This window comes from Rhodococcus sp. APC 3903, from assembly GCF_030407755.1.
Classification (GTDB): domain Bacteria; phylum Actinomycetota; class Actinomycetes; order Mycobacteriales; family Mycobacteriaceae; genus Rhodococcus_F; species Rhodococcus_F erythropolis.
Window position 1 is genome coordinate 345,505 of the sequence record NZ_JASDCV010000002.1, and the last position, 25,095, is coordinate 370,599.

At 63.0% G+C, this 25,095-nt stretch carries 25 protein-coding genes; 11 read left to right on the top strand and 14 right to left on the bottom strand.

Features of this window, described 5'->3' with window-relative positions:
• Window positions 1-56: 56 nt before the first annotated feature.
• Window positions 57-326: a helix-turn-helix transcriptional regulator gene (locus tag QMA15_RS04015; protein ID WP_003943854.1), complete on the bottom strand. Its 270-nt coding sequence runs from the start codon at window positions 324-326 to the stop codon at window positions 57-59.
• 49 nt (window positions 327-375) lie between these two features.
• Between QMA15_RS04015 and map the strand changes: the two genes are divergently transcribed.
• Entirely contained in the window at window positions 376-1,140 is a 765-nt protein-coding gene (gene map / locus QMA15_RS04020) for a type I methionyl aminopeptidase (RefSeq protein WP_279162933.1), read from the top strand.
• Window positions 1,141-1,149: 9 nt separating this feature from the next.
• Here the strand turns inward: map and QMA15_RS04025 are convergent, their stop codons facing one another.
• Window positions 1,150-2,982 carry a glycosyl transferase gene (locus QMA15_RS04025; RefSeq protein WP_019746419.1) on the bottom strand — a complete coding sequence of 611 codons (1,833 nt, stop codon included), beginning with the start codon at window positions 2,980-2,982 and terminating at the stop codon, window positions 1,150-1,152.
• A 335-nt stretch (window positions 2,983-3,317) separates the two neighbouring features.
• On the opposite strand from QMA15_RS04025, the gene QMA15_RS04030 reads away from it, so the two are divergent.
• Window positions 3,318-3,989, top strand: a complete 672-nt coding sequence (locus tag QMA15_RS04030) for an MspA family porin (protein WP_020968119.1) — start codon at window positions 3,318-3,320, stop codon at window positions 3,987-3,989.
• Between the two features lie 22 nt (window positions 3,990-4,011).
• Here QMA15_RS04030 and QMA15_RS04035 read toward each other — a convergent pair whose 3' ends face one another.
• The 5 genes from QMA15_RS04035 to QMA15_RS04055 all read right to left on the bottom strand — a co-directional run bounded on the left by QMA15_RS04035 (window position 4,012) and on the right by QMA15_RS04055 (window position 9,561).
• Window positions 4,012-4,638, bottom strand: a complete 627-nt coding sequence (locus QMA15_RS04035; protein ID WP_020905778.1) for a hypothetical protein — start codon at window positions 4,636-4,638, stop codon at window positions 4,012-4,014.
• A gap of 105 nt (window positions 4,639-4,743) precedes the next feature.
• On the bottom strand, window positions 4,744-5,352 hold the full coding sequence (locus QMA15_RS04040; RefSeq protein ID WP_279162934.1) for a TetR/AcrR family transcriptional regulator: 609 nt from the start codon (window positions 5,350-5,352) through the stop codon (window positions 4,744-4,746).
• Between the two features lie 73 nt (window positions 5,353-5,425).
• Window positions 5,426-7,279: a galactan 5-O-arabinofuranosyltransferase gene (locus tag QMA15_RS04045; RefSeq protein WP_256064851.1), complete on the bottom strand. Its 1,854-nt coding sequence runs from the start codon at window positions 7,277-7,279 to the stop codon at window positions 5,426-5,428.
• A 90-nt stretch (window positions 7,280-7,369) separates the two neighbouring features.
• On the bottom strand, window positions 7,370-8,131 hold the full coding sequence (locus tag QMA15_RS04050; protein WP_019746424.1) for a decaprenylphospho-beta-D-erythro-pentofuranosid-2-ulose 2-reductase: 762 nt from the start codon (window positions 8,129-8,131) through the stop codon (window positions 7,370-7,372).
• A complete protein-coding gene (locus QMA15_RS04055; protein WP_021342475.1) occupies window positions 8,128-9,561 on the bottom strand; it encodes an FAD-binding oxidoreductase in 1,434 nt (477 codons plus the stop codon). The genes QMA15_RS04050 and QMA15_RS04055 overlap by 4 nt, the downstream gene beginning before the upstream one ends.
• A gap of 63 nt (window positions 9,562-9,624) precedes the next feature.
• Between QMA15_RS04055 and QMA15_RS04060 the strand changes: the two genes are divergently transcribed.
• From QMA15_RS04060 to QMA15_RS04070, 3 genes are read left to right on the top strand one after another with little or no spacing between them, the layout of a single operon-like run.
• Window positions 9,625-10,101 carry a GtrA family protein gene (locus tag QMA15_RS04060; protein WP_078377459.1) on the top strand — a complete coding sequence of 159 codons (477 nt, stop codon included), beginning with the start codon at window positions 9,625-9,627 and terminating at the stop codon, window positions 10,099-10,101.
• Between the two features lie 54 nt (window positions 10,102-10,155).
• Window positions 10,156-11,082 carry a PIN domain-containing protein gene (locus QMA15_RS04065; protein ID WP_080909280.1) on the top strand — a complete coding sequence of 309 codons (927 nt, stop codon included), beginning with the start codon at window positions 10,156-10,158 and terminating at the stop codon, window positions 11,080-11,082.
• Window positions 11,083-11,101: 19 nt separating this feature from the next.
• Window positions 11,102-12,085 (top strand): alpha/beta hydrolase, encoded by a 984-nt coding sequence (locus QMA15_RS04070; RefSeq protein ID WP_021342478.1) that lies wholly within the window; start codon window positions 11,102-11,104, stop codon window positions 12,083-12,085.
• A gap of 13 nt (window positions 12,086-12,098) precedes the next feature.
• Here the strand turns inward: QMA15_RS04070 and QMA15_RS04075 are convergent, their stop codons facing one another.
• The gene (locus QMA15_RS04075) at window positions 12,099-12,707 is read right to left on the bottom strand and encodes a TetR/AcrR family transcriptional regulator (protein ID WP_020905785.1); all 609 of its coding nucleotides are present in this window, start codon (window positions 12,705-12,707) and stop codon (window positions 12,099-12,101) included.
• 209 nt (window positions 12,708-12,916) lie between these two features.
• On the opposite strand from QMA15_RS04075, the gene QMA15_RS04080 reads away from it, so the two are divergent.
• From QMA15_RS04080 to QMA15_RS04095, 4 genes are read left to right on the top strand one after another with little or no spacing between them, the layout of a single operon-like run.
• Complete coding sequence (locus QMA15_RS04080) at window positions 12,917-13,708, top strand: cyclase family protein (RefSeq protein WP_070385939.1); 792 nt, start codon at window positions 12,917-12,919, stop codon at window positions 13,706-13,708.
• 53 nt (window positions 13,709-13,761) lie between these two features.
• Window positions 13,762-14,694, top strand: coding sequence for a fumarylacetoacetate hydrolase family protein (locus QMA15_RS04085; protein ID WP_279162935.1), 933 nt, complete (start codon window positions 13,762-13,764; stop codon window positions 14,692-14,694).
• Window positions 14,691-15,929: a thiolase family protein gene (locus QMA15_RS04090; protein WP_279162936.1), complete on the top strand. Its 1,239-nt coding sequence runs from the start codon at window positions 14,691-14,693 to the stop codon at window positions 15,927-15,929. Before QMA15_RS04085 ends, QMA15_RS04090 begins: the two co-directional genes overlap by 4 nt.
• Window positions 15,930-15,937: 8 nt before the next feature.
• Window positions 15,938-17,473 carry an AMP-binding protein gene (locus QMA15_RS04095; RefSeq protein WP_290283710.1) on the top strand — a complete coding sequence of 512 codons (1,536 nt, stop codon included), beginning with the start codon at window positions 15,938-15,940 and terminating at the stop codon, window positions 17,471-17,473.
• On the opposite strand, the gene QMA15_RS04100 is transcribed toward QMA15_RS04095, so the two are convergent.
• From QMA15_RS04100 to rfbA, 4 genes are read right to left on the bottom strand one after another with little or no spacing between them, the layout of a single operon-like run.
• Window positions 17,462-18,322, bottom strand: a complete 861-nt coding sequence (locus QMA15_RS04100) for a hypothetical protein (protein WP_279162937.1) — start codon at window positions 18,320-18,322, stop codon at window positions 17,462-17,464. The genes QMA15_RS04095 and QMA15_RS04100 overlap by 12 nt on opposite strands.
• Window positions 18,323-18,356: 34 nt before the next feature.
• The gene (locus QMA15_RS04105; RefSeq protein WP_341464784.1) at window positions 18,357-19,448 is read right to left on the bottom strand and encodes a trypsin-like peptidase domain-containing protein; all 1,092 of its coding nucleotides are present in this window, start codon (window positions 19,446-19,448) and stop codon (window positions 18,357-18,359) included.
• 51 nt (window positions 19,449-19,499) lie between these two features.
• Window positions 19,500-20,105, bottom strand: coding sequence for a dTDP-4-dehydrorhamnose 3,5-epimerase (gene rfbC / locus QMA15_RS04110; RefSeq protein WP_042950318.1), 606 nt, complete (start codon window positions 20,103-20,105; stop codon window positions 19,500-19,502).
• Window position 20,106: 1 nt separating this feature from the next.
• The gene (gene rfbA, locus QMA15_RS04115; protein WP_290283734.1) at window positions 20,107-20,982 is read right to left on the bottom strand and encodes a glucose-1-phosphate thymidylyltransferase RfbA; all 876 of its coding nucleotides are present in this window, start codon (window positions 20,980-20,982) and stop codon (window positions 20,107-20,109) included.
• Between the two features lie 98 nt (window positions 20,983-21,080).
• Here rfbA and rfbB point away from each other — a divergent pair, with 98 nt between their 5' ends.
• On the top strand, window positions 21,081-22,082 hold the full coding sequence (gene rfbB / locus QMA15_RS04120) for a dTDP-glucose 4,6-dehydratase (protein WP_279162939.1): 1,002 nt from the start codon (window positions 21,081-21,083) through the stop codon (window positions 22,080-22,082).
• A gap of 7 nt (window positions 22,083-22,089) precedes the next feature.
• On the opposite strand, the gene QMA15_RS04125 is transcribed toward rfbB, so the two are convergent.
• Both QMA15_RS04125 and QMA15_RS04130 read right to left on the bottom strand, forming a co-directional pair.
• Complete coding sequence (locus QMA15_RS04125; protein ID WP_341464785.1) at window positions 22,090-23,043, bottom strand: lysylphosphatidylglycerol synthase transmembrane domain-containing protein; 954 nt, start codon at window positions 23,041-23,043, stop codon at window positions 22,090-22,092.
• Window positions 23,044-23,167: 124 nt separating this feature from the next.
• Window positions 23,168-23,884, bottom strand: coding sequence for a DapH/DapD/GlmU-related protein (locus tag QMA15_RS04130; protein WP_020968131.1), 717 nt, complete (start codon window positions 23,882-23,884; stop codon window positions 23,168-23,170).
• 110 nt (window positions 23,885-23,994) lie between these two features.
• Here QMA15_RS04130 and QMA15_RS04135 point away from each other — a divergent pair, with 110 nt between their 5' ends.
• Window positions 23,995-25,095, top strand: coding sequence for a DegT/DnrJ/EryC1/StrS family aminotransferase (locus QMA15_RS04135; RefSeq protein ID WP_020968132.1), 1,101 nt, complete (start codon window positions 23,995-23,997; stop codon window positions 25,093-25,095).

The following is a 25,095-nucleotide window of genomic DNA, read 5'->3' on the forward strand; positions in this document are numbered from 1 at the left end:
ACGGCACAAGGAACGATGTTAGGCGAGTGCGGGCCCACACATCCTGAGAGAACTACTCAGGATGCAACTTCCTGTTCGGATTGTGGTGTTTCAAGTGTTCGGGCGATGGTGTCGAGTGAAATACCCAACACTTCCGCGACCGCGCTGATGGTGAAGAAGGCGGGTGTCGCGATGCGTCCGGTTTCGATCTTGCGCAGCGTTTCGACGGAGATACCGGCGTCGAGCGCTACCTGAACCATGCTTCGGTCCCCCCGCGCCGATCGCAGGAGTTCACCCAGTCTTAGTCCTCGTTCGAGTTCTTCCGCCGTCAGCGGCACGCGCACCATGTGCTTATAGTAATACCGGTATAGTTATTCGACAAGGAAGGTGTTCGAGATGGTCGAAATCAAGACCGCAGGAGAAATCGACGCGATGGCGGCGGCGGGGAGAATCACGGCGCAGGCGCTGGCTGCGGCGCGTGAGGCGGCGAGCGTCGGAGTGACGTTGCTCGAATTGGACGCCGTTGCCGCGGAGGTCATTTCGGCTGCCGGCGCCTCGGCGCTGTTCTTGAATTACCGGCCGGCGACGGCGCCGATACCCTTTCCCGGCGTCGCCTGCATCAGTGTGAACGATGCTGTGGTGCACGGTATCCCGAATGGGTACCGACTCCGTGACGGTGACCTGGTCAGTATCGACTGCGGTGCGAGACTCGACGGCTGGTGCGGCGACTCCGCCATCAGCTTCACCGTCGGACAGGGAAGTAGTGAGGATCAGGCACTGATCGACGCGACCGATGAGGCACTAGCCCGTGGCATTGCCGCCGCCCAGCCCGGAAACCGATTGGGCGACATCGGTGCCGCGATCGGACAGTACGCGCGCGGCCTCGGATACGGAATGCTCGCCGGTCACGGTGGGCACGGCATCGGCCGCGAGATGCACGAAGGCCCGGACGTGCCCAACGAAGGTCGAGCAGGCAAAGGCTTCCGGTTACGGCCCGGCCTGGTCATCGCCATCGAACCGATGCTCATCGCCGACGGAACCGACGACTACCGGCACGACGCCGACGGGTGGACCCTTCGCACCGTTTCGGGCGCCAGGGCTGCGCACAGTGAGCATACTGTCGCGATCACCGAAGACGGTCCGGTGATCATGACCCGCTGATCAACCCGCTCAGCTCTGGTTGGAGGTCTTGCCGCTCACGAGGTCTCGTACGTCCCACACCCACACGTCGTCGACGCGCTTGGCGTCGAAGCCGACCAGCTCGTCGACCGTGTGGCGCAGGGCGTCGTCGCCGGAGAATCGGGGAAGCACCAGTACGTCGGCGTGCCAGTACCGCAGGTCGGTCAGTGCGTTCGCCCTGGTGCCCACGTCGATCAACGGGACCTTGCCGGTTTGTTTGGCATTGACCAGCAGGGTCGAGGTGGGCCGTGACTCGGCGCCGTAGATCCCGGCGCGGGTCTTCGAATCCGGGCCGACGAAGTACCCGCCGGCGATGGGGAAGCCGAAGTCGGCGTCGACCTGCCAGCTCAGTGCGCGGGCGTCTTCGGCGCTCGCGACAGGGACCGTCACCAGGGTGCCGTCGCTGACGTAGTTCTCCCACGAGCCACTGGTGATGAATTCGGGCGTCGCAGATCGCTGATCGGCGTCGATGGGGGTCGGGATGAGGGGAATCATCGCGACGGCGAGCGCCACCAGCCAGACACCGGCGGCCGTGCGGCGCGGTCCACGAAGTTCGACAAAAGCGCGGTAGGTGCCGAGGGTGAGCAGCAGCCCGATCGCCGGAATCGCGCCCATCGCGAATCGGGATTCGAGCACCGATTCGAACAACGGCAAGTCGGCGAGGAGTTTCCACGGCAGGGTGATGCCGGTCTTGTCACCGTCGATGGTCAGTTCGGAACCGAGCGAGAGCACACCCATCACCACGATCACGGCGGCGGCAGCGCGGGTCAGACGGATGCGCCACAGCCACACCGTTGCACCGAGAAGCAGGAGCACCAACGGCCATCCGAAGTAGGCATTCTCCTCGGTCGGGTTCATCCGGAACTCCGCGCCCTCGGGATCACCCGCAACCGATTCGGTCGGGAACGTGGTGAGTGCAGCGGTGTCGTTGCCGGCCTGACCGTGTGAGACGCCGTCGTAGCTCGCAGGGCCGAAGAACTGCGACCACAGCGGCACCGCGGTGATCAGGAGTGTGACCGCGCCGCCGATCACGAGACCGGGCATCGCGCGCTTGATCGCCTGGCGCGACTTGGCCAGGTCAGGCAGTGCATAGGCGGCGCCGAACACCATGGCTGACATCGTGAAGATGAGGAGCGGCTCTTCGCCGAGGAAGATCTGCCACGCGACGAGTAGGCCGAGAACGATTCCGTCGCGAACCGGACGCTTGCCGTTCGAGATGCGCACTACCTGCAAGAAGATGAACGGGAGTACGAAGAAAGCGACGAAGTTCGGGTGGCCGTTGGCATGCGAGATCATGGCGGGCGCAAATCCGCAGAACCCCGCTCCGACGGCGGCGGCGATCTTGGAGCGGACGGAGACGCCGGTCAGTACGTGCCGCGAGAATGCCCAGTACCAAGCGATGGCGGTGCCGCCGAGGCCGGCGGTCAGCCCGATCGCATACGTGGCTGTCGGTCCGAAGATCAGCGTGATCGGGGCCAACGGGATGCTGATGCCGAACATCGCGGTATTGGCCATCAGGTTCACGCCGAGCGGGTAATTCTGCAGGTCACTGAACAGCGGGCTGCGGAACTGGGCGAGGGCGTGAGCGGTATCGGCGAAGAACCATTCCCACATGGCCTGGTCGCGGCCCGCGTTGAACAGATAGCCGGACTGCAGATCGCTCCACAGGTTCGACATCACGTAGATCGCCGCAACGGTGAACGTCGCCATGATCGCGAGGTCGACAAGACGCCCGCGCTGGACGACCGAGCGCCGCACTGCTGAACGGACTCGCCCTGGACGTGCTTCTTCGAGCAGTTGGACGTCGGGCAAGGTCTCGGTCATGCAGTCGGTGCCTTTCGGTTCTGGCGCCCATCCCTGAAGTGGCAGTTCTCAGAAGTTCGGGGTGGCCTATTTAGGTCTCGATTCGATAACTTCCTCTGTCAGAGTAACGAACAAAACGGTTCGCGTCCGCGAGCGGGCGCAGTCGACGGGACAAACCGGGCCACCCGACTTGTCCGGAAAGTAATGTTTTCGTGCATCGTTTGACGGGTTCGTGACCGGGGTATCGCAACAAGGATCTTGCTCGCGTTTGTTCAGGCAGCCCCGACGAATCCCATCCTCGACGAAGAGTTGGAACCTACGTCCGGGGCCTATACCGGATGGGATGGTGCTTGTGCATGTCGAAGACAGCAGTTCGCAGTAGCGCAGTGGGAGCAGTGGCCTTACTGGCCGTTGTCCTGGGGGGTGGGACGGCGTCGGCAGGCGTCGACAACACCAGTTCGATCACCGACGTCAAAGGAAATCGGATAGAGGTCTATCAGGCTGATACCGCTATCCACGTCTTTCCGCCTCTCGACAGCTCACCGCTGAGTGTCGAGTTCTTCCACGACGGGGTTGCCGGCGTGAAGATCGACGGGCCGGACGCAGCAAGTTTCACCGGCACGAAGCTGACCATCGGTTATCAAATCGGCTACCCGATCGCGTTGACCGGCGCGACGGTCGTTCTCAATAGCCCCGGTCTCGACTGGGCTGTCGAGAGTGGAACCAACCTCGGTATCGGTCTGGTTCCGGACTTCGAACTGGGCCTGGACATTTCGAACGGGTTCGCCATCGGCGGCGACATCATTCCTTCACAGGAACTGGACGTCGATCTGGCGCCGGGCGGTATCACCGACGTCGCGCTACTCGAAGACCAGGAATTCGACGGACCTGAAGCAGCCGTCCGGCTCTCCGGAGTTCACGGATACGTACAGGGAGCAATCGGGCCGGTAACCATCAGGCCCTACGCGAAGGCTGTCACGTCGAATGGCGATACCGTCGTCACTTACGGTGTGCCGCAACGGTTGTAGTGCAGTACCGGCGCTCCCGCCCTCACGCTGCAACAGCGTGGTGGTGGGAGCGTTCCGCGTTGTGAGTTGTCGAATCGGTGCCACGAATAGGCTCGGCGTCCGCCCAATGGGCACTGCGGGAAACACTGACGAGTTTCGCGACCAGCCGTGCCGCGATCCACACGAGGTACACGGCGGTGATCAGAAGGAGAAGTGCCCAGTCGTGCGCGAAGAATCCGACTATCCCGCCGATCGTGAACGCGAGGGCGACGAAGACGACGCGTCCGCCCACGTCGGTCTCGACCAGATACTCCGGCTCGATCGGATCGTCGAAGTCGTTCGTTTCATCGGCGTCTCCAGCCGATTCGGCTCTGGACTTCTCGTGGTGTTCGGTCGGGATCTCGAGTAGCTCACCCCATTCGAGCACCGCAACGGTGTGTGCGGTGTCGGTCGGGATCGCGCGGTAGTCGCGGGACTCGGAAACGTCGATGAGAGCCCTTGCCAGGGTGAGTACTTCGATGCGATTGCGAATCGCGACGCTCAACACTTCGTGGAAGGCCTGCTCGCGCCCGAACGGTTTGCCGCGCGCAATGACCAGAACATGTTCTGCGGAATCGAGAACTGCACGATGCGGTACAAGCTCGCGGCTTTGCGTAACGAGTTCGCTCACTGTCATCACCTACCCCGCCGGTGGTTGATGCGGCCGTTTGCTCGACTGCGCTTGGAGGGGCTGAGTACCCCGGCAGTTTCGGAAACAAACTCGCCGGACAGCGTGTCAGATTTGCGCAGCCGGGGCCGAGAGTGCTCCGAGGCAACTTTCGATCAGGTCGGCAACAATCACGTGAGCACGTTCTCGGCTGTCGACGCGACCCTCCCACGTGGCAAAAGTGACGACGGCGAGCACGGTCAGAGTTGCCGCCCGAAGTTCGGCGATCTCTGCCGGCAACGAGGACGCAGCGACTATCCGCCGCTGAACTTCGCGGAAACTCTCGGCCTGCATGTGATCACGGATGGTCGACGACATGGCCGGGTCGAAGATCGACTGCACCAGGAACCGTGCGTACAACGTGCCCTCGCGGTAGATGGTCTGTTCCGCCAACGGCAGGACGAGAGCCTCGACGAGGGCACGCATCGTCGGTGGATTCGCGTGGAGATCGATCGTGTCGAGCAACTCACGTCGACGCTCACCGGCAGGTCGCATTCTGGACTCGACGACGGCCGCCAGCAAACCTTCACGTGAACCGAAGTGATACTGCGCAGCCGATTTGTTGGCCTGTCCGGCTTCGGTCTGAACATCACGAAGCGTCAGAGCGGCCAGACCTCGTTCGGCAACCAGACGCTCGGCTGCATCGATCATTGCCGCTCGGGCATCGGTTCGGGTCACGGTATGAAGTTAGGGGTGCGTCGGGGTCGCGTCAACGACCCCGACGGTAAGCCTTTTGTGACGTATCTCCTGGTTAGATCGCGTCAGAGCGGGTAACGACCACAAACGGGCCCTGCTCGGTGACTGTGAAACGAGGATCGTCGAACAGTTCCTTGGGGAACGTGACCGTGTAGCGGCGGACGTTCGGGTCGTTGGGATAGACATCCTCAGCCAACCGCAGCGTGTACCCGTCGGCGCCCTGCCGGAAAACGAAGGCGTCAGGACTGCGCCACGGCGACGCGTCCAGCGCAGCTATCAGTTCGTCTGGGGTCTTCAGTTCCGACCACTGCTCGATCAGTGCGGCGCGGGCACGGAAATCGGCGAGGGGGTTTGCGTAGTGCGACGTCAGCCCTTGGAAACCGAAGTACGGGTAGAAGCTCAGGAAGCCGATGTCGGCCGTGAGTACCACCGTGTCATGGGGTTCGCGTCCCAACTGTTCGCGGATGATCCGGTCGATGTCCGCGTAATTGGCTTCGGCCCCGGGAGGTCGCTTGTCCCCGCGCTCGCCGTTGCCGTCGGTATCGCTGTATGCCACAGCGATATCCGGCGCCAGCACCTGCGGGATGTTCTGCGCGAAGGCGATGGCTCCGATGACACCGAGTGCAACCAGTACCGCTTTGACGCGGGGATTTTCGCTGGTGGCCAGGACGATCCAACCGGCGAACTCGAAGAATCCGAACACGCCGGCGGCGGCAAGGAGTCCGATCAGAACCGGCTCCAGTCGGAAACCGAGGAGTGTACTGCCGGCAACGGTGAACGTCATCGACAGCAGTGCCCACAGATACACGGCAATGACACCGATACCGAGTGCCCGGGCGCGGCGGGAGAAGAGGAAACGAGAAATCAGCCAGACCGTGCCGAGTAGGCACAGTCCGCCGACGAGGGTGAAGCTCAGCATCGGGAAGGGCAGCACCGCACCGGAATCGGGGAGGTAGTGCATTGCCGTGCCGGATTCTGCAGTCGCACCCGAGAGTGCCTTCAACAGGTAGGGCGCCCAGACCGTCAGAGCGACCAAACCCGAGATCACCGCGATTGCGGCGAGCCTGACAAGGGGACCCAGTGCGGCTTTCCACGTGTTCTGAGCGCGGGCGGCAAGTACTGCGGCAACCACTGCCATCAGCGTCACTGCGAACGCGGCGAATCCGAGATACAGCGTGTAGACGGTTGCGGCAAAACCGAGGAACAGGCCCGTCCCGAGTATCGCGCCGGCACCGGCAAATCGAGAGGCACCCGGCCGGTCCAATGCGCCCCACGCGAGGATCAGCACCGGCGGGATCAGGAGGTTGATGACGGCGCCGTATGCCTCGGGGGAGTTGTACGCCAACACGACGGCAGTGACGGCCAATGCCGCGACGACGGCCCAATCGCGTCGAATCAGCTTGGTCCACAACACGAGTGCAACGACGGCGACGACAGCCAGCGAGCCGATCGCGTAGGGCTTGAACGCTTCCCAACCGTCCATGCCCAGCAGGTTCGCGACGCGTCCACCGATCCAGAACCAGCCGGCCGGGTAGAACGGCGGCAGATCCACGTACGTCATGTCCTGCAGCGCAGCCGAATCCGTCAGCCGGGTCAGGTACTCGGTGCGGAACTGCTGATCGACCGAGACGCCGTGCAGGTACAGACTTGTCGCGGCCAGTGGAAGTCCGAGCGTCGTGGTGACGAAGCCGGAGAGCCCGGCCCACGAGAGGAGTTTTGCGACCCGCTCGGCCTTGCGGGCGCGGAACATCAGAACCGCAACACCGACCACGGCGATGCAGAGCACCTGCAGCACCGTCGTGACGGCCTGCGTGACGTTGGAAGACGTGAACGCCGGCCACTGCACTCGGCCGAAAGCAAAGAGCCCGACAGCGGCTACAACAGCGGCGACCAGCGCTCCGAGGGCCATTTCCACCACCGTCGCCGCGGCATTACGCCACGGCGACGGGGTCGAAAGTTCTGTACTCGGAGCAGTTGTTGTTTCTGGCACGGGAGGAGCTTAAACCGGCAACTTCCGGAAGATCGGGCGCGGCACGTGGCGAAGACCCATCATGACGAAGCGCCACGGGCCGGGAGTCCAGACGATTTCCTTGCCCTTGTCCGAGGCGGCAACAGCGAGCTTCGCGACGATGTCCTTGTTGACCGTCAGCGGAGCTTCCTTGACGTGGGCGCTGAACTGGGTGCGCACCATGCCGGGGCGAACGACGGTGACCTGCGGTCCGAATTCCGCGAGAGCCTCGCCGAGTCCGAGGTAGAAACCGTCGAGGCCTGCCTTGGTGGAGCCGTAGACGAAGTTGGCACGCTTGACGCGCTCGCCGGCAACCGACGACATCGCGATGATCTTGCCGAAGCCCTGAGCCTTCATCTTCTCGCCGAGAAGAACACCGACCGAGACGGACGCTGTGTAGTTCACGTTTGCGACCAGAACCGCCTTGCGCTGGTTCTGCCACAGCTCTTCGGAGTCACCGTCCAATGCGAAGGCGACGATCGCGACGTCGACGTCCCCGTTCGAGAACGCCTGGTCGATCACCTTCGGGTGCGATTCGAAATCAACGGCGTCGAAGTCGATGAGCTCCACCGAGGTGGCACCCTTCGCTTCGAGCTGCTTGACCGCAGCTTCGCGTCCCGGGTCGCCGGGAAGTGCCGCCAGAATGACGCGGAGCGGCGCCTTCTTCAGGTATTCCTCACAGATGGCGAGGCCGATCTCGGAGGTTCCACCGAGAAGCAAAACGGTTTGCGGGTTACCTACAGCGTTGATCACAGTTCCAGCCTTCTGGACATATCGGAGGCGAAAACGCCTGTGGGGTCGTACTTGCGTCGCGTCGCGATCCACTCGTCGATGCGCGGGTACATGGCGTGGAAAGTTTCCGCGGACGTCCGCGAATCCTTGGCCGTGTACAGGCGCCCACCGAATTCGAGGACACGCTTGTCGAGTTCGGTGACGAACTCGTTCAGGCCCGGCTTGATGCGGAAGTCGACGCAGATGTTCCAGCCCGGGATCGGGAAGCTCAGCGGCGCCTGGTTGCCCTCGCCGAACAGCTTGAACACGTTAAGGAACGAGTAGTGCCCGCTGCGCTGGATGTCGACGATGATCTTCTTGAATTCGTCGACGGCCTCCGGCGGAACCACGAACTGGTACTGCAGGAATCCGTTGGATCCGTACGCCCGGTTCCACTCACCGAACATGTCGAGCGGGTGGTAGAACTGCGTCAGATTTTGGACCTTGCCGCGGTACTTGCCGGACTTGCGGAACCAGACCTCACCGATCGCGGTGAAGTTGAACTTGTTGGCCAGCCCGTTGGGGAAGACGTCGGGGAACGTCAGCAACTGCGGCGCATCGAAGGCGAGCGGGTTCTTCTGCAGCTTGGCCGGAAGCTGGTCGAGCTTCGCCAGAGATCCGCGCGAGACTGCCGCACGGCCGAGCTTCGGGGGCGCGGAAATCGCGTCGAACCAGGCGCTCGAGTACTCGTAGTTGGCCTCGCTGCCGTCGCTGTGCAGCGCGATGGTCTCGTCGAGGCTGTTGGTGACGTCGCCGTCGGCGATGAAGTACGCCGTCTCGGTCGGTGTCATCTTGATGGTTGCCCGCAAGATGATGCCCGTCAGGCCCATGCCGCCGATCGTGGCCCAGAACAGTGCGGCCTTCGGGTCGTTGCGCCCGCCCTTGGGGGTGAGCGTGCGAACCTTGCCGTCGGCCGTCAGTAGATCCAACGACACGACGTGGTTGCCGAAGCTACCTGCGCTGTGGTGGTTCTTGCCGTGGATGTCCGAGCCGATGGCGCCGCCGATCGTGACCTGGCGAGTACCCGGCAGGACCGGAACCCACAGGCCGAACGGCAGAGCAGCCTTCATCAGCTGATCCAGATTCACACCGGCGTCGACGTCCACCAGGGCGGTGTCGCGATCGATGCGATGAATGCGGCTGAGTGCATTCATGTCGATGACCAGCCCACCGGCATTCTGCGCCGGGTCGCCGTACGAGCGGCCGAGGCCGCGCGCGATGACACCGCGTCGCAGATGCGATGGCTTGGAATCGTTCTGTTCCGCAACCTGGGCGACCGCGTTGGCGATCACTTCCACGTCGGGGGTGGACAGCACCTGTGCGGTGGTGGCGGCGGTGCGTCCCCAACCGGTGAGGGTGCGGGCTTGGGTGTGGAGAGCCGGATGCGGCGTCTCTTCTGCTGTCGTGGACATCAAGGTAGAGGTTACCTGGGAGTAGTGCCGACGGCTCCGACTCGAGTGGTTACTCTCGTCGTCGTGCCCGAAACACCTGCAAGTCACCAGCACGAACCCCATGTCCCGCTGCCCGTCGAGATTCCTGTCACGACGGACATCGCCGACGACGCGATGGACCTGAAAACGCAGATCGTCCGGTTCGTCGCGACGGGTGGGCTGTCGGCGGTCGTGGACTACGGGCTGTACGCATTCCTGTTCAAGGTCGTCGGCCTCGATCTGAGCGTGGCCAAGTCGATCAGCTTTATCGCCGGCACTACGACGGCGTATCTGATCAACCGGCGGTGGACGTTCAAGGCCGAGCCTTCTCGCGCCCGCTTCATCGCTGTTGTCGTGCTGTACGCGGTCACTTTTGCGGTTCAGGTCGGGCTCAACGCGCTGATGGTGCATGTGCTCGCCGACGAGTGGTGGCGCATGCCGCTGGCCTTCGTCATCGCGCAGGGCACCGCGACGGTCATCAACTTCATCGTTCAGCGGGCAGTGATCTTCAAGATCAAGTAACGGTTCGGGGTGGATTAGCGCATTCGTCCGGTTTCTCGAGAGAGAATCGAGCCCATGATCATCGTTCTCGATTCTTCGGCCCTGACCAGGGGCGCACGGTTCGACGCCGCCATCGCCGACGCTCGCGCACTCGGACACCGCGTCGTCGTGCCTCGATTGGTCGTACTCGAGGTTGCGAGCCGCTACCGCGAGGAATCGGCGGAGATGATCGCGGCCCTGAGCGTCCAGGCGCGCATGTACGACCGACTGGGGTTGCGGCGCGACCTCACGAGGTTCGTCGACGCTGCTCACGACAAGGCCGACGGCTACGTCGACGACGTGATCGAAGACCTCGTGGCGATCGGCGTCGAAGTGGTCGATCCAGTCGACGTGTCGCATCTCGAGGTGGCCGAGAGGGCGATCTCGCTGCGTCGGCCCTATACCGACAAGAAGAAGCGAGACGGCTACCCGGCGACGCTGAACTGGCTGACCGTGCTCGATCTCGCCCACCGCAACCCGGAGGTCGACGTCATCTGGGTCAGTTCCGACGCGCGGGCATACGGCGACGGCGAAGACGGGGTCTGGCACGCGGATCTCGCACGTGAACTGGCATCGCGCGGCCTCGAGTATCGGGTCCGCTGGGCGTCGGACATCCCGGTGATCGACGGACCGGTGCAGGTGGAGCAGGTGGCTGAGGTCGCTGAGGTCGCGCCCGAGGCCCCGGTTGCTCGGGGCTTCGTGGAGCCGGAAGCGGTCGTTCCAACAGAGATTCCCGAACCCGAGGTTCCGGCGGCGCCCATCGCTCCGGAGGCACCGGCAACAGCTCCCGCACCCAAGCCCGTACAGCGCGCAGCGCGGACGAGAGTTGCGCCGCAGCGCATCGAACCCGCCCCGAAAGCTCAGTCCGGTGGACTGCGCGGTCTGGGCAAGGTCATCGGCGGGCGGAAACGAAAGGTCACGATCGTCGACGATCTCGACGAAGTCGACCTCTTCGGCGCCTGATCGCTTCTAATCTGGACAGATGTCTCTGTTGCCGACAGTCAGTCGTAGGACCGGAACTCGATACGGCAGGCCGAGTATCGAATCGCAGGTCCTCTACAACGCGTGTCGATGGATGCTTCGGCCCGTAGTTGGGATCGCGCCGCTGACGCCTGGCGCAATGCGCCGCGCCGCAGTTCTGGACTCGGCCGCGGGTGTACGCATTCCCTCCGGGATCGATCGGGAAGCGATTCGTTTTCCAGGTTTCGACGGTGAACTCGTCCGGACAGCAGGCTCGACGGCCGATCTGCGCGACGGTGTAGTTCTATACCTGCACGGCGGCGGGTTCATGTGCTGCGGGCTCAACACGCATCGGCCGGTCGTTGCCGGCATCGCCAAGCGAACCGGCCTTCCGGTCCTGCACATCGCGTATCGGCAGTTGCCGAGTACGAGCATCAGCGGGTCCGTCGACGACTGCCTCGATGCATACCGGTGGCTTCTCGAACAGGGAGCTTTTCCGGAAAAGGTTGTCTTCGTTGGTGATTCGGCCGGAGGTTTCCTGGTCTTCGCGACGGCGCTTGCAGCAGTTTCCGCGGGGCTCGAGGTTCCGGCCGGCCTGGTCGGGCTCTCACCGCTCCTCGATCTCGATTGCACCACCAAATCGGTCCATGCCAACGCTCGACGCGACGTGATCGCCCCGGTGTCGGCATTGATGGCGATCGGAAAGCTTGGCGGACAGACGAACTCGCCCGTCGACGGCGATCTTGCAGTTTTGCCGCCGTCGTTGCTGATCGCCGCCGAATCCGAGGTGCTCAGAGTCGATTCGGAGGTGATGGCGCAACGGCTCGCCGCCGCGGGGGTGCCGTGCTCGCTGCAGATCTGGAACGGCCAGGTTCACGCGTTTCCCGCCGTCTGGCCTGGCTTGCCGGAGAGCCGGGCCGCGCTACGTGACGTTGCCAGGTTCATTCGCGCCAGGCTCGATGCGGTCCCGCCCCAGGTCGCGGGCGAAAGTTGTTCGGGAAGTTGAACTTCCGGTCCGGTTAGGGATTCTCGTGTCCTGACGTTGCGGTAGGTGCCATCGCGCGGGCATAGATCGATTCGAGCTCGGTTACTGCTGAACGTCGATCGACGTTGTCGGGATCGAGGCGATGTTGGAGGTTGATCCCGAGAGTGCCGGCCAGAAGGGTGACGGCAACCAACTCCGGATTGGCGACCGGGGTGTCGATCGAACGCAGGTAGTCCGCGTACAGCGTTCGCATTGCGACGTACTGCTCTGCGTAGGTCTCGCGGATGGTGGACCCGGGAATCACGGCTTCGATCAAGATGGTCGAGAAAATTCGTGCCTCGGGGTATGACATAAGTACGAAGTTGGCTTCGATCAATGCTTCGATTCCGGTCGCCGAGGATGATGCCAACTCTGCGCGTAGCTTTTCCATGCCCCACCGGAATGCGTCCTCGACGACGGCTCGTAGAAGCCCGTCCTTCGATCCGAAGTGCCAGGCCACGGACCCTCTGCTGATACCGGATCTTTCTGCCACGGCTTGTACGGACATCGCGGTCGACCCGCCTTCGGCAGCCAGTTCGGCCGCGGCTTTCACCAGTCGCCGTCTGGTTTCCTCGGAAATCTCCTGCTTGCGTGTCGACGCCATTCGGTGTTCCTGCCTTCTTTCGTTCTCGAGTGCAGCCAATTCCGGCACGCGGTGACGTCGACGTGCCCGTCGGGGCCGAGACCTGCGCACCGCACTCATGCTACGAGGCCGGCCATCGGCCGGCCGTATTCCTCTCGCGACACCCTCTTGCCTATGTTGATCGTCCAGTTCTATGCTGAGCGTCCAATAACTTAACGGAATGGGCGGACATGGAACTCATCGATCTGACTAGAACTCTCGATCCGGCCGATCGGGAATTGCTCCCCGAGGGTTTGAAGGCACTGGCTTCCGTCGTTGCCCCCTCGGTGACCTACTCGCACCCCGCAGGTGCCGGACGCGACGAGTTCGCGGCAGCACTGCAGTGCGGAGTTCATGATCTTCCGGACGGTGAGGGGTGGGGATCGGAGATGTTGAGTGAGTTCAACAGCCATCTGGGCACACACGTCGACGCGCCGTTGCACTACGGATCAACCTCGGAGGGTAAGCCTTCTCGCACGATCACAGACATCGCGTTGGATGAATTGTTCTGCGAGACAGTGGTGCTCGACCTGCGCGGCCGGTGCGAGGCGAATCAGCCGATCTCGGTGGACGCGCTGAAAGCTGCCCTGGCGGAAAACGGTGCGTCCGTTCCCCAGGATGGTGCCGTGTTGCTCCGTACCGGACAAGAGAGCTTCACCTTGGCTGATCCAGGGTTCTTTCAGTATCCAGGGATGAGTCGCGAAGGCACGCTGTTTCTCGCCGAGCAAGGCGCGAAGGTGCTGGGCACCGACGCTGCCGGCTGGGACTTGAGCTTTGCAGTCATGGCACAGAAATTTCGTGACACCGGCGACAACTCGGTTCTCTGGGACGGGCACCGGGCCGGACGCGAACGTGAAGTATTCATCGTTCAGCAACTGGCGAACCTCGCCGCGCTTCCGCCCTCGGGATTTCATGTGGCGTTTTTCCCGATCAAGCTTGCGCGAGCCAGCGCTGCCCCGGCTCGTGTGGTCGCGTTCGTCTGAGCAAAATTCCTGCCTCACCTAACGAACAATTCAGTGAAAGGTATTGACTCACAGTGAAACTTGCGACCGTCGAATACGAAAAGACCCAGCAGACGGCTCTGGTGACGGGCAGCGGCGAGCAACTGTTGTTACTCGAGCGAGCTCATCATGATGTGACGGGAAAACCGGCTCCAGAACTGGAAACCATGCAAACCATCATCGAAGGTGGTCCGGCGGCACGGGAGATCCTGGATCGGCTCGCAGACGAGCAGCCGGCAAGTGCGATCGTCGACGCGGGTGATGTGCGCTGGATGTCGCCGCTTCCTCAGCCGGTCCAGATCCGAGACTTCGGCTGCTTCATGGATCACTTCCGCAACGCTCGCGCCCGAATTCAAGGGGTCGCACTCGAGGACGTCGAACTGCCGAAGATCCAGTTGGAGCGCCCGCTGTATTACATAGCGAACCGATTGGCGGTGACCGGACACGAATCTGAGGTCGTGTGGCCCGAGTACTCGAGCCTGCGCGATTACGAACTCGAATTCGCCTGTGTGTTGGGGCGCGGTGGAAGCGACATCTCACGAGCGGATGCCCCTGCGTATATCTTCGGTTACACCATCTTCAACGATTTCAGCGCCCGCGATACTCAGCTCGAGGAGATCTCCACCGGACTCGGTCTCAGTAAGAGCAAGGACTTTTCGAACGCGAATGTCCTCGGCCCCTGGATCGTGACGGCCGACGAAGTCGGAGACCCGTACCAGCTCGAGATGACCGCGAGAATCAACGGAGACGAGGTGAGCCGAGGAACCAGCGCCGACATGGACCATCGTTTCGAGGACGTGATTTCGTTCGCCTCGACTTCCACGCGGCTGTACCCGGGTGAAGTCTTCTGTTCCGGCACCGTGCCGAGTGGATGCGGCTTGGAACACGGGCGGTTCCTCGAACCGGGAGACGTAGTCGAACTCGAGGTCGCCGGCCTCGGTGTATTGAGGAATCGAGTGGTGGCGTGAGCGGCGAAGTCATGGTTCTCGGTGTCGGCGCGACTCCCTTCGGGCGGCACGCGGATACCTCGGCCTCGGAATTGGCGGGGCGTGCAGCGATCGACGCCGTCGAAGACGCGGGCCTGACCCGCGGTGACGTCGGTGCAGTCTTCTACGCGACCGTCAGTCAGAAGGCGATCGACCGGCAGCACATGATCCCAGGCCAGATTGCCTTGAGGCCTTACGGTTTCGGTGGAGTCCCGGTCGTCAATGTCGAAAATGCCTGCGCCGGCGGGGCAACGGCACTCTGGCTGGCGATCGCCCACGTTCGCGCCGGTCTGTCCGAGGTCGCATTGGCGGTCGGGGTGGACAAGCTGGTGTGCTCGGATCCCGCTCGAAGTCTGGAGGTGTTCGACGGTGCACTCGACGTTGCGCATCGCGACGAGACGCTCGCCGGCCTTGCCTCACTCTCCGCTCCGGTGCCGGGTGAACTCGGATCGCAGGGTGAGCGGTCGGTGTTCATGGAGATCTACGCTTCTCTTGCTCGGGCGCACATGGAGAGATTCGGAACGACCGAGTTCGAACTCGCGTCCGTAGCAGCCAAAAATCATGCGCATTCCGTGCACAATCCGCGGTCGCACTTTCGCAAACCCTTCACTGTCGACGAGGTGCTTGCCGCGAGGCGAGTCGCGTGGCCTCTGACCGTTCCGATGTGTTCGCCCGTCAGTGACGGTGCGGCGGCAATTGTTGTGACCACTGCAGACTTTGCGCGAAGGCATGATTCCTCTCGGCGGGCGGCGCGGGTACTCGGTTGCAGCTTGGTGTCAGGCACGGATCGGGCCGCAGATGACGTCGAGAGTCACATCGGTCGCCGAGCGGCAATGAGCGCATACGAGGAAGCCGGAGTCGGGCCAGGCGATGTGGATGTGGCAGAGGTCCACGACGCCACGGCCTTCGGTGAAGTACAGCAGGTCGAGAATTTGGGGTTCTGCCCGATCGGTGAGGGCGGCGCGTGGTCTGCGTCCGGTGCGAGTTCATTGGGAGGCGTGCGTCCGGTCAATCCGTCAGGTGGGCTCGAATCCCGTGGTCATCCGGTCTCGGCAACGGGACTAGCGCAGGTCTTCGAACTTGTCACGCAGTTGCGTGGACAAGCAGCGCGGCGACAGGTTCCCGGGGCTCGAATCGCGGTCGCAGAGAACGGCGGAGGTCTCTACGGCATCGAGGAAGCCGTCGCCGCGGTCACGATCTTGGGAGGGCCACGATGAACGCGGACATGATGAACGATGAACCGATGGCGCCAGGCTTGCACGAGCAAGCGGGATATGCGGATCTGATTCTGTCGGCGCTGCGACGCCGACCAGACCACATCGCGTTTCGATTCACGGATCGGAACGGTGATCGGGCCGAGCTGACATATCGGCAGACCGCGGAACAGATCGAGCGGATTGCAGGTGTCCTCAGTAGCCTCGCTCTGCCGGACGGAGGCGGGGTGGCCCTGCTTGCGGGTCCGTGTCCTGAAGCATTCACGGTCATGGCGGCAGCGTGTCTGGCGGGCGTGCGCTACACGGCACTCCATCCGCTCGCGACCGAAGAGAACGACAGGATGGTGCTGAAAGACAGTGGTACCGATCTCCTGTTGGTTGCCGACGGACAGTTCCAGACGCGCGCCGAAGCGGCGCAGACTCGAGTGATGTCACTGTCAGCCCTCGGATCAGCGTGTGAATTGGCTACGGCGGGAACAGGTTCAGACTTCGGCGGTCAGGGTCGAGCTTTGTATCTCTTCTACACCGGTGGAACTACCGGTGAGCCGAAGGGCGTCATGCTCAGGGACCGATCTTTGGTCGCCAATGCCTGGGCCTGCACCACGTGGGAGTGGCCGGCTGATACCACCATGCTGCTCACCACGCCGATGTCTCATGCTGCCGGTCTGCTCGTCGCACCCGGTCTGCAGCGAGGTGCAAGCTTCGAGTTGCACAGGTCGTTCGACCCGGACAGGGTTGTCGACGCAATCGAAAATGACGGAGTCACAGCTACATTCGTCGTTCCTACGATGCTCTACGCCTTGCTCGACCATCCACGCCTGTCGGATGCGAATCTGTCCGGGCTGAACTGGATGCTTTACGGTGCTGCACCCATCGACCCCACCAGGCTCGCGCAGGCAGGGGCGGTGTTCGGGCCGATCCTGAGCCAGCACTACGGTCAGGCCGAAGCCCCGAATGCGTTGACGGTGCTCGATACACGTGAGCACACGGACGATCCCGCGGTTCTGGGGAGTTGTGGGCGCGCGATGCCAGGTGTCGAAGTGGTGTTGTTCGACGAGCAGGGAAACGAGACCGCGACGGGCGTACCCGGCGAGCTTTGTGTGCGAGGTCCGCTCGTGATGGACGGCTATTGGAACAAACCTGAACAAACCGCTGCAGCGCTCGCGAATGGGTGGTTGCACACCGGCGACGTTGCTCGGATCGACGAAACTGGGCTCATCTCGATCGTCGACCGGATCAAGGACACGATCATCAGTGGTGGATTCAACGTCTACCCGCGCGAAGTCGAGGACTCACTCGGACATCATCCCGCAGTGGCCGCCTGTGCAGTATTCGGTGTCCCCGATCCTCAATGGGGAGAAGCGGTTACCGCGGCAGTCGTACTGAAGACGGGATGGTCGGTCACGCCCGAGCAACTCGTCGCACACGTCAGATCACACAAGGGCCCGATCTGGGCGCCCAAGGAGATTTCAATTCTGGAAGCGTTGCCGCTCACTGCTTTGGGGAAGGTCGACAAGAAGGCACTCCGAGGCGCTTCACAGACCTAGAGACGCGACAACTGCACGTGCGAGGGAGTCGGCAGATCCGGGGGCGAAGGGCAGGAAGAGTTCGGGCTCGATCAATTCCACTTCCATGAGCAGTGGTTGATCCACCGGCCCCACGACGTCCACACGCGCATAAAGCAATTCGCCGGGGCCGCATGGGGTCGCGGCCAGTGCCGCGTCGGCCACCGCGAGTTCGGCGGCGGAAGGCTCGTGGAGGAAGTTGGTTCCGCCGTGGAACTCCTGCACACGGAAGTCATTGGTGGCTGGGATCTTACGGACGGCATGGGAGTAGCGTCCACCGAGGTGGATGATCGAGCGCTCGCCGTCTACGACATCCGAGATGAAGGGCTGGACCAGAGCGTCGTTGCCTCTCTCGAGGATCGAGCTGAGGTGAGCGTGGGCCTGTTCGGACCCGGCGGCAAACTTTCCCACTCCGACAGCGCCGGCGGACACTGCAGGCTTGACGATGACGTCGGCACCCTCGAACGAAGGGAGGGTGAGTGTTTCGCTCTTTCCGGCAGCGATCACAGCGGTTGGGACGATGGGGACGCCGGCCGCGGCAAGTTCGGTCAGGTATCCCTTGTGGGCGTTCCACTCGACGATCGGGAGCGGGTTGGCGATCGGGGCGGTCAGCTGATCGAGAACGGCAAGAAATTCGTCGAGGCGCTGGGTGTAGTCCCAGGTCGACCGGATCAGAACCAGGTCGGCGTCGATATCGAGGAGGGACGGGCTCGACCACGGCGCCATTGTCGACGCGATGCCGTAGGAGGTGAGAGCTTCCATGACGAGTTTGCTTTCGACATCCGCCTCGCGGGCGGCGCCGTCACAGGTGAGCAGGAGAACCGTCGTCATGCCACGATGCTTTCACGGCTGGCGCCTTGTACGACTAGCGAGGTGGCCCCTCGTCGAGGACCAGGGAACCGGTCCCGGGTTGCCCGGTTGCGTCCACCCACGTCACTGCGACGGTGTCGCCGGGGCGGCGCGAGCTCATCGCCGCGTTGAGATCAGCGGACGACGCGATCCGGCTGCCACCGAACTCGGTGATGACCGCACCTTTGGTCAGCCCCACCCGCTCGGCCGGCGAATCGAAGCTCACGGCAACAACTTCCGCGCCGGCCGGCATTTCCGCGTGATCCTTCACCGCGACACCGAGCACGGGCGTCGGTCCCACACGCACGGTTTCGGAGGAGCGGCCACTGAGTACCTGCTCGACGATCGGCAGCGCGGTGTCGATCGGTATCGCGTAGGACTGAGGCGCCGGCGAGGTTTCGGTGCGGTCGGTGACGGCGTTGCCCGCGCTGCTGACGCCGATCAGCTCGCCAACGGCATTGACCAGGGGGCCACCGGAATCGCCAGGCCGGATGTCCGCGTCCACCTCGATGAGGCCCTTCAACTGGTTTCGCGATCCGTCGGACACGTTGCGGGTGTTGACGGTGACACCGAGGTTGGTGATGACGCCGGGAGCTGGGACGGGTACTCCGCCGCCTTCCGCATTTCCGATTGCGGTGACGGAATCCCCACGAGTGGCTTCTGCTGATTTGCCGACCACAGCCACCGGCAGATCCGTGGCGCCCGCGAGTCGAAGGACGGCAAGGTCGCTGACGCTGTCGTACCCGAGGATCTCGGCGTCGTAGATCAGTCCGTTGGACATGCTGACGGCAGTGACGTCCGAGGCTCCGCTGATGACGTGGTGATTCGTGAGCACAACTCCGTCAGGGGAGAGCACGATCCCGGTTCCGGCGGTGGTGGTGAATCCGGCCGGCGCGGTGATGGTGACGATGGTGGGGACCACCTGGGCCGAGAGCTCCTCCGGGGTGAGCGGAACAACCGACGCCGGTGGGGTGGTCGTGATGACGGTGACGGGGGCGGACTCGATCGTGCCAGGCGTCAGAGGCGGTGCGACCAGTGCGAGGGCGCCGAGTCCGGCTGCGAGAACGGCGGCCGTCCACAGACCGCGTCTGCCCGCACGTTTGGTCATCCAGCCGTCCGTCCCGCCGGTCGTCATCCCATCGAGTGTGAAAGGTGAAGATTACCGATTCGGCGAATCTTCGGCCACAAAACCGGGCAACAGGCCGTTCGTCCGGAGCGTCGCCAGGGACGGTGCGGCGTCGTCCTTTGCGGAGAGCTCGTAGGTCAGGGGGTTGCCTTCACGATCCGTGGTCGGCCATTCGATCGCGAGTTCAGGATCGAAGGGATCGAGGTCGCGGTCCAGGTTGGGGGAGTATTCGATGCTGCACAGGTACATCACTGTCGATCCGTCTTCGAGTGAAAGGATCGCGTGGCCGAGGCCTTCCGCCAGGAAGACTGCTCGTCGATCGACGTCGTCGATCACCACCGCATCCCACTCGCCGAAGGTCGGTGATCCGATCCGTAGGTCTACGACGACGTCGAGGAAGGCACCTTTCACGCAGGTGATGTATTTCGCTTGTCCGGGCGGATTGTCCGTGAAGTGGATCCCGCGGAGGCTGCCGGCTTCGGAAACGGAGCAGTTGGCCTGGGCCAGGTCGAGTGTGCGGCCGGTCGCGGCGGTGAAGGTAGAGCTTTTGAACCATTCGAGAAAGACGCCGCGGTGGTCGCCGAACTGCTTCGGCGTAATCTCCCACGCTCCAGCGATCTTCAGTGGACGAATTTCCACGTCACCATTCCTTGCCGTGCTCGATCAGTTCAAGTAGGTAGTCGCCGTACCCGGATTTGCCCAATGCTTCTGCCTGAGTGCGCAATTGGTCGAAGTCGATGAATCCCTGACGCCACGCGACCTCTTCGGGTGAACCGATCTTGAGACCCTGGCGGTGTTCGATGGTCCGCACGTAGTTTGCAGCCTCGAGCAGGGAATCGGGTGTTCCGGTGTCGAGCCACGCCGTTCCGCGGGGGAGGACGTCGACGGTGAGTTTGCCTGCTTCGAGATAGCGCTGATTGATGTCGCTGATTTCGTATTCGCCACGCGCAGAGGGCTTCAGCGTGCGTGCGATGTCGACGACGTCGCTGTCGTAGAAGTAGAGGCCAGGGACTGCGTAATTGGATTTCGGTGACGTCGGTTTTTCCTCGATGGACACTGCTCGACCCGAGTCGTCGAATTCGACAACGCCATAGGCGGTCGGATTCGATACCCAGTAAGCGAACACGGCGCCACCGTCGATATCGGAGAAACGCCTGAGTTGAGTTCCGAGACCGGGGCCGTAGAAGATGTTGTCGCCGAGGACGAGCGCCACGGATTCCGATCCGATGTGATCCGCGCCGAGGGTGAATGCCGTTGCGAGGCCGTTGGGTTCGTGCTGGATCGCGTACGTGAGATTCACACCGAATTGTGAGCCGTCGCCGAGAACTCGACGGAATTGCTCGGCGTCGTGTGGAGTCGTGATGATCAAGATGTCGCGAATGTCCGCGAGCATGAGAGTGGAGAGCGGGTAATAGATCATCGGCTTGTCGTAGACAGGCAAGAGTTGCTTGCTCACTCCGAGGGTGATCGGGTGCAACCGCGACCCGGTGCCACCGGCCAGAATGATTCCGCGCATGCGTGCAGTGTCCTGCACTCCTGCCCGCCGATGCAAACGGGACATGGCGAATTCTGCCGCTAAAGTGGGAGTTCGTTCGATGAACCTGAGGAGATGAAGTGCGACTACTGGTCACCGGGGGTGCCGGCTTCATCGGTGCCAATTTCGTTCATCAGACGGTGTCGACGCGTCCCGACGTGGAAGTCACGGTTCTCGACGCTCTGACCTACGCCGGAAATCGCGAGTCCCTGGCGTCCGTCGAGGACCGGATCACGTTTGTTCACGGCAACGTGGCCGACGGGCCGCTGGTCGACGATCTTGTCTCGCGCTCCGACGCAGTCGTGCACTTCGCCGCCGAAAGCCACAACGACAATTCCCTCGCCGACCCCGAACCGTTTCTGCGCACCAACGTCATGGGCACTTTCTCGCTCCTGCAGGCAGTGCGTTCACACGGGGTCCGTTATCACCACATTTCCACCGACGAGGTGTACGGCGACCTCGAACTGGATGATCCGGCGAAGTTCACGGAGACGACACCGTACAACCCGTCGAGTCCGTACTCGGCGTCCAAGGCGTCGAGTGATCTGTTCGTGCGTGCCTGGGTACGCTCGTTCGGGATCGCGGCCACCATCTCCAACTGCTCCAACAATTACGGCCCGTACCAGCATGTGGAGAAGTTCATCCCACGCCAGATCACCAATCTGCTCGACGGGGTGCGTCCGCGGTTGTACGGGGAAGGTCGCAACGTCCGCGACTGGATTCACGTCGAAGACCACAACCGCGCCGTCTGGGACATCCTGGACCGCGGAAAGTCCGGCGAGACTTATCTGATCGGCGCCGACGGTGAAACCGACAACCGGACGGTGATTGCGGCTCTGCTCGAAATTTTCGGACGCAAGCCGGACGATTTCGACTTCGTCACCGACCGCCCTGGTCACGATCTGCGGTATGCGATCGACTCGACGCGACTGCAGCAGGAACTTGGGTGGAAGCCGCAGTACCGCGATTTCCGAAGCGGACTGGAAGCCACCGTCGAGTGGTATCGCGACAACGAGCAGTGGTGGCGTCCGCAGAAGGCCGGCGTCGAGACGCAGTATTCCGCGTCCGAGAAAGTGGTCTGACCGAACGTCAGGCTTTGGTGGGGTCCGGCACCCGCGAGCGCTCGTGCACGAGTGCATTGCGCAGGCCCCGTGATCCCGACAACGCAGCCACGACGCCGGCAAAGACCTCACAGAGGGTGAACAGCAGCCTCGACGCCAGTGCGAGGCCGAGCGCGACGCCGGCATCCATGAACGGTGAAAGCGCTGCGACGATGACGGCTTCGCGGACACCGATTCCGGACGGCACGACAAAGACGAGGACTCCCGCGCACATACCGAGGGCGAGAGCGCCGATGCACTGGACGAGCCCACGGATTTCGAAGCCCGCCGAACTGGACGCGAGCAGCCACAACTGGATGCCGTAGAGCACCCAGCTTGCTGCGCACCAGCCCAATGCGAGCGCAATCTTGTGCATCGTGAGCGGCTTGTGCAGCGGCGTGCGGCGGAGCAGTTTCAGCGCGAGATTCACCAGGCGTGTGAGCACCGGCGGGTAGGCGCAGACCAATGCGATCGGTACGAGGATGATCACGCCGACCGCTGCCGCCGTGCTGACCTCGAACAGGGCAGGTAGACCGAAGAGGCCGACGACCAGCGCCGAAGTTGTGCTCAACCCCACCGTGACCAGCACTGCGACAAAGCCTGCGGCACGGGACACACCGGCGCGCCTGACGAGTTCCGTTTGCAGAACGAAGGCCCAGACACTGCCGGGAAGGTACTTGCCGAGTTGGCCGACCAGATAAGAGCGAGCGGCGTCGAAGGCCGGGATCGGTTGTTCGAGGGCGCCGAGTGCGTGCTGCCAGGCCCGCACTGCGGCACCCATACCGAGGAAGATGAACACCGACGAGGCGGCAAGCGTCCACCAGTTCAGCTCGGTGATCGTGTTCTTGACCTCGGACCATTGGGACTTCACCGCGAAGATGATCGCGACGACGATCGCGAGGGTGACGAGCACCTTGAACCCGTTGACGAGAAGGCCGCGCAGAGCGTTCGGCTGTGCGGCCGGTTCGACGTCTTCGACCGGTTGTTCAGATTCGGGAGAGGTACTCACGCGCCTGCATCCCGCCCGTTCGTCATTTCGCAGACGATACCAACCAGGATTTGTCTCGCTAAACCACGAGCGGTTTGTCGGCGCGTTCCCGCCACCAGGTGAAGGCTTCCGAGAGTGAGTCCGGAATGGCCGGTGACGTGCCGAAGCTGCCGGCGGCGTAGAGGTCTTCGATTGCGGAAATATCCGCGTCCGAGATACCCGATCGGCTCATTCCGATCCGGTTGACACCGTTCAACGACACCGGGTTGCCGAATGCCTTCGAGAAGGGTGGAACGTCCTTGACCACGACGGTTCCCATCCCGATCATGGATCCGGAGCCGATGATGCGGCGTTGGTGCGCGACAGTGTGCATGCCTAGGTTGACGCTGTTTCCGACGCTGACGTGCCCGGCAAGCGTCGTGCCGGATGACACGACGCATCGGTCACCGATCTGCACGTCGTGCTCGATTCCCACTCTGTTCATCACGAAGCAGTCTTCGCCGATCTCGGTGCGGCGTTCGCTGCCCTGATGGACGGTGCTCAATTCGCGAATCGTCGTTCGAGCACCGATTCGAATTCCCAGACCGGCGCTGACCGACCAGGATGTCGGGTGTAGCGCGCCGAGGATCTCGGGGGGAGCTCCCAAGACCGCTCCCGCGCCGATCCAGCAATCGTCGCTGATCTCGAGTGGGCCGGTCAGCACGGCGTTCGGTCCGACCGTGACCCCTGCCCCGATCAGTACGTCGGCGCCGATGACGGCGGTCGGATGGATGTGGCAGTCGGCTCGTTCAGACATGCGGGTTCCGGAATCCTCTCGAAGTATCGAATCGTGTTTCGATACGCTTCCTGGGTTGTCGGGGTATTTCGTTCCGACGACGGTCGGATGAATCTATCGGAGGTAACTCAGTGATCGCGATATCCAGTATCTCGTTCGGGGAAGAAGTCGAGCGCGAGGTGCTGGACACTCTGCGATCGGGAATCGTCGCGCAGGGACCCAAGGTGAAGCGGCTCGAGGACGAGTTCGCGGCGCTGGTGGGCACGCGACACGCGGTGGCGGTGAACAACGGCACTACGGCGTTGATCGCGGCTCTCCAGGTCCAGGATCTTCAGCCAGGTGACGAGGTTCTGACGACGCCGTTCACGTTCGTGGCCACGCTCAATGCGATTCTCGAGGCAGGCGCGACGGCGCGGTTCGCCGATATCTCCGAGTCCGATTTCAACATCGACCCGGCAGTTGCTGCCGATCGAATCGGTGACCGCACGAAGGTTCTGATGCCGGTTCATCTGTACGGACAGTCGGCGGATATGGGCGCATTGATGCCGCTTGCATCGAAAAACGGTCTGACTGTCGTCGAGGACGCCGCTCAGGCCCACGGAGCGACGTACGACGGGCGAGGCGCCGGCAGTTTCGGTGTGGGTTGCTTCTCGTTCTATGCAACGAAGAACCTCACGACCGCCGAGGGCGGAATGATCACGACCGACGACGACGCGATCGCCGATCGACTTCGGGTCCTGCGCAACCAGGGCATGCGGGCGCGCTACCAGTACGAGATGGTCGGCCAGAACTACCGGATGACTGACCTCCAGGCGAGCTTGGCTCTGCCCCAGATGGCGACGTACATGCAGCAGGTCGAGGCGCGCCGCCGGAATGCGGAGGCCTTGCGTGTCGGCCTGAAGGACGTCGAAGGACTGATCCTGCCGAGCGAACTGTCCGGTCGTGGACATGTCTGGCATCAGTTCACCTTGCTGCTGGCCGAAGGCGCACCGATCACTCGCGACCAGTTGAGTGAGCGTCTGGCCGCGAAGGACATCGGTAGCGGCATCTACTACCCGAAGGCCGTCTACGACTACGAGTGCTACCGCGAGCATCCGCGCGTCGTCATCGACGAGACGCCGGTGGCCACTTCGGTGGCGTCGCGGTGCCTGAGCATCCCCGTCCACGCTGCGTTGTCCGCCGGCGACGTCGATCAGATCGTTGCCGCGGTACGCGGCGCCATGGAGGCCTGA

Coding starts and splice junctions, on each gene's coding strand:
- QMA15_RS04130 (WP_020968131.1), bottom strand. CDS start 23,884: ATGTCTGAACGAGCCGACTGCCACATCCATCCGACCGCCGTCATCGGC.
- map (WP_279162933.1), top strand. CDS start 376: ATGGTCGAAATCAAGACCGCAGGAGAAATCGACGCGATGGCGGCGGCG.
- QMA15_RS04015 (WP_003943854.1), bottom strand. CDS start 326: ATGGTGCGCGTGCCGCTGACGGCGGAAGAACTCGAACGAGGACTAAGA.
- QMA15_RS04065 (WP_080909280.1), top strand. CDS start 10,156: ATGATCATCGTTCTCGATTCTTCGGCCCTGACCAGGGGCGCACGGTTC.
- QMA15_RS04075 (WP_020905785.1), bottom strand. CDS start 12,707: ATGGCGTCGACACGCAAGCAGGAGATTTCCGAGGAAACCAGACGGCGA.
- QMA15_RS04030 (WP_020968119.1), top strand. CDS start 3,318: ATGTCGAAGACAGCAGTTCGCAGTAGCGCAGTGGGAGCAGTGGCCTTA.
- QMA15_RS04055 (WP_021342475.1), bottom strand. CDS start 9,561: ATGTCCACGACAGCAGAAGAGACGCCGCATCCGGCTCTCCACACCCAA.
- QMA15_RS04105 (WP_341464784.1), bottom strand. CDS start 19,448: ATGACCAAACGTGCGGGCAGACGCGGTCTGTGGACGGCCGCCGTTCTC.
- QMA15_RS04070 (WP_021342478.1), top strand. CDS start 11,102: ATGTCTCTGTTGCCGACAGTCAGTCGTAGGACCGGAACTCGATACGGC.
- QMA15_RS04080 (WP_070385939.1), top strand. CDS start 12,917: ATGGAACTCATCGATCTGACTAGAACTCTCGATCCGGCCGATCGGGAA.
- QMA15_RS04100 (WP_279162937.1), bottom strand. CDS start 18,322: ATGACGACGGTTCTCCTGCTCACCTGTGACGGCGCCGCCCGCGAGGCG.
- QMA15_RS04095 (WP_290283710.1), top strand. CDS start 15,938: ATGATGAACGATGAACCGATGGCGCCAGGCTTGCACGAGCAAGCGGGA.
- QMA15_RS04045 (WP_256064851.1), bottom strand. CDS start 7,279: ATGGCCCTCGGAGCGCTGGTCGCCGCTGTTGTAGCCGCTGTCGGGCTC.
- QMA15_RS04025 (WP_019746419.1), bottom strand. CDS start 2,982: ATGACCGAGACCTTGCCCGACGTCCAACTGCTCGAAGAAGCACGTCCA.
- rfbA (WP_290283734.1), bottom strand. CDS start 20,982: ATGCGCGGAATCATTCTGGCCGGTGGCACCGGGTCGCGGTTGCACCCG.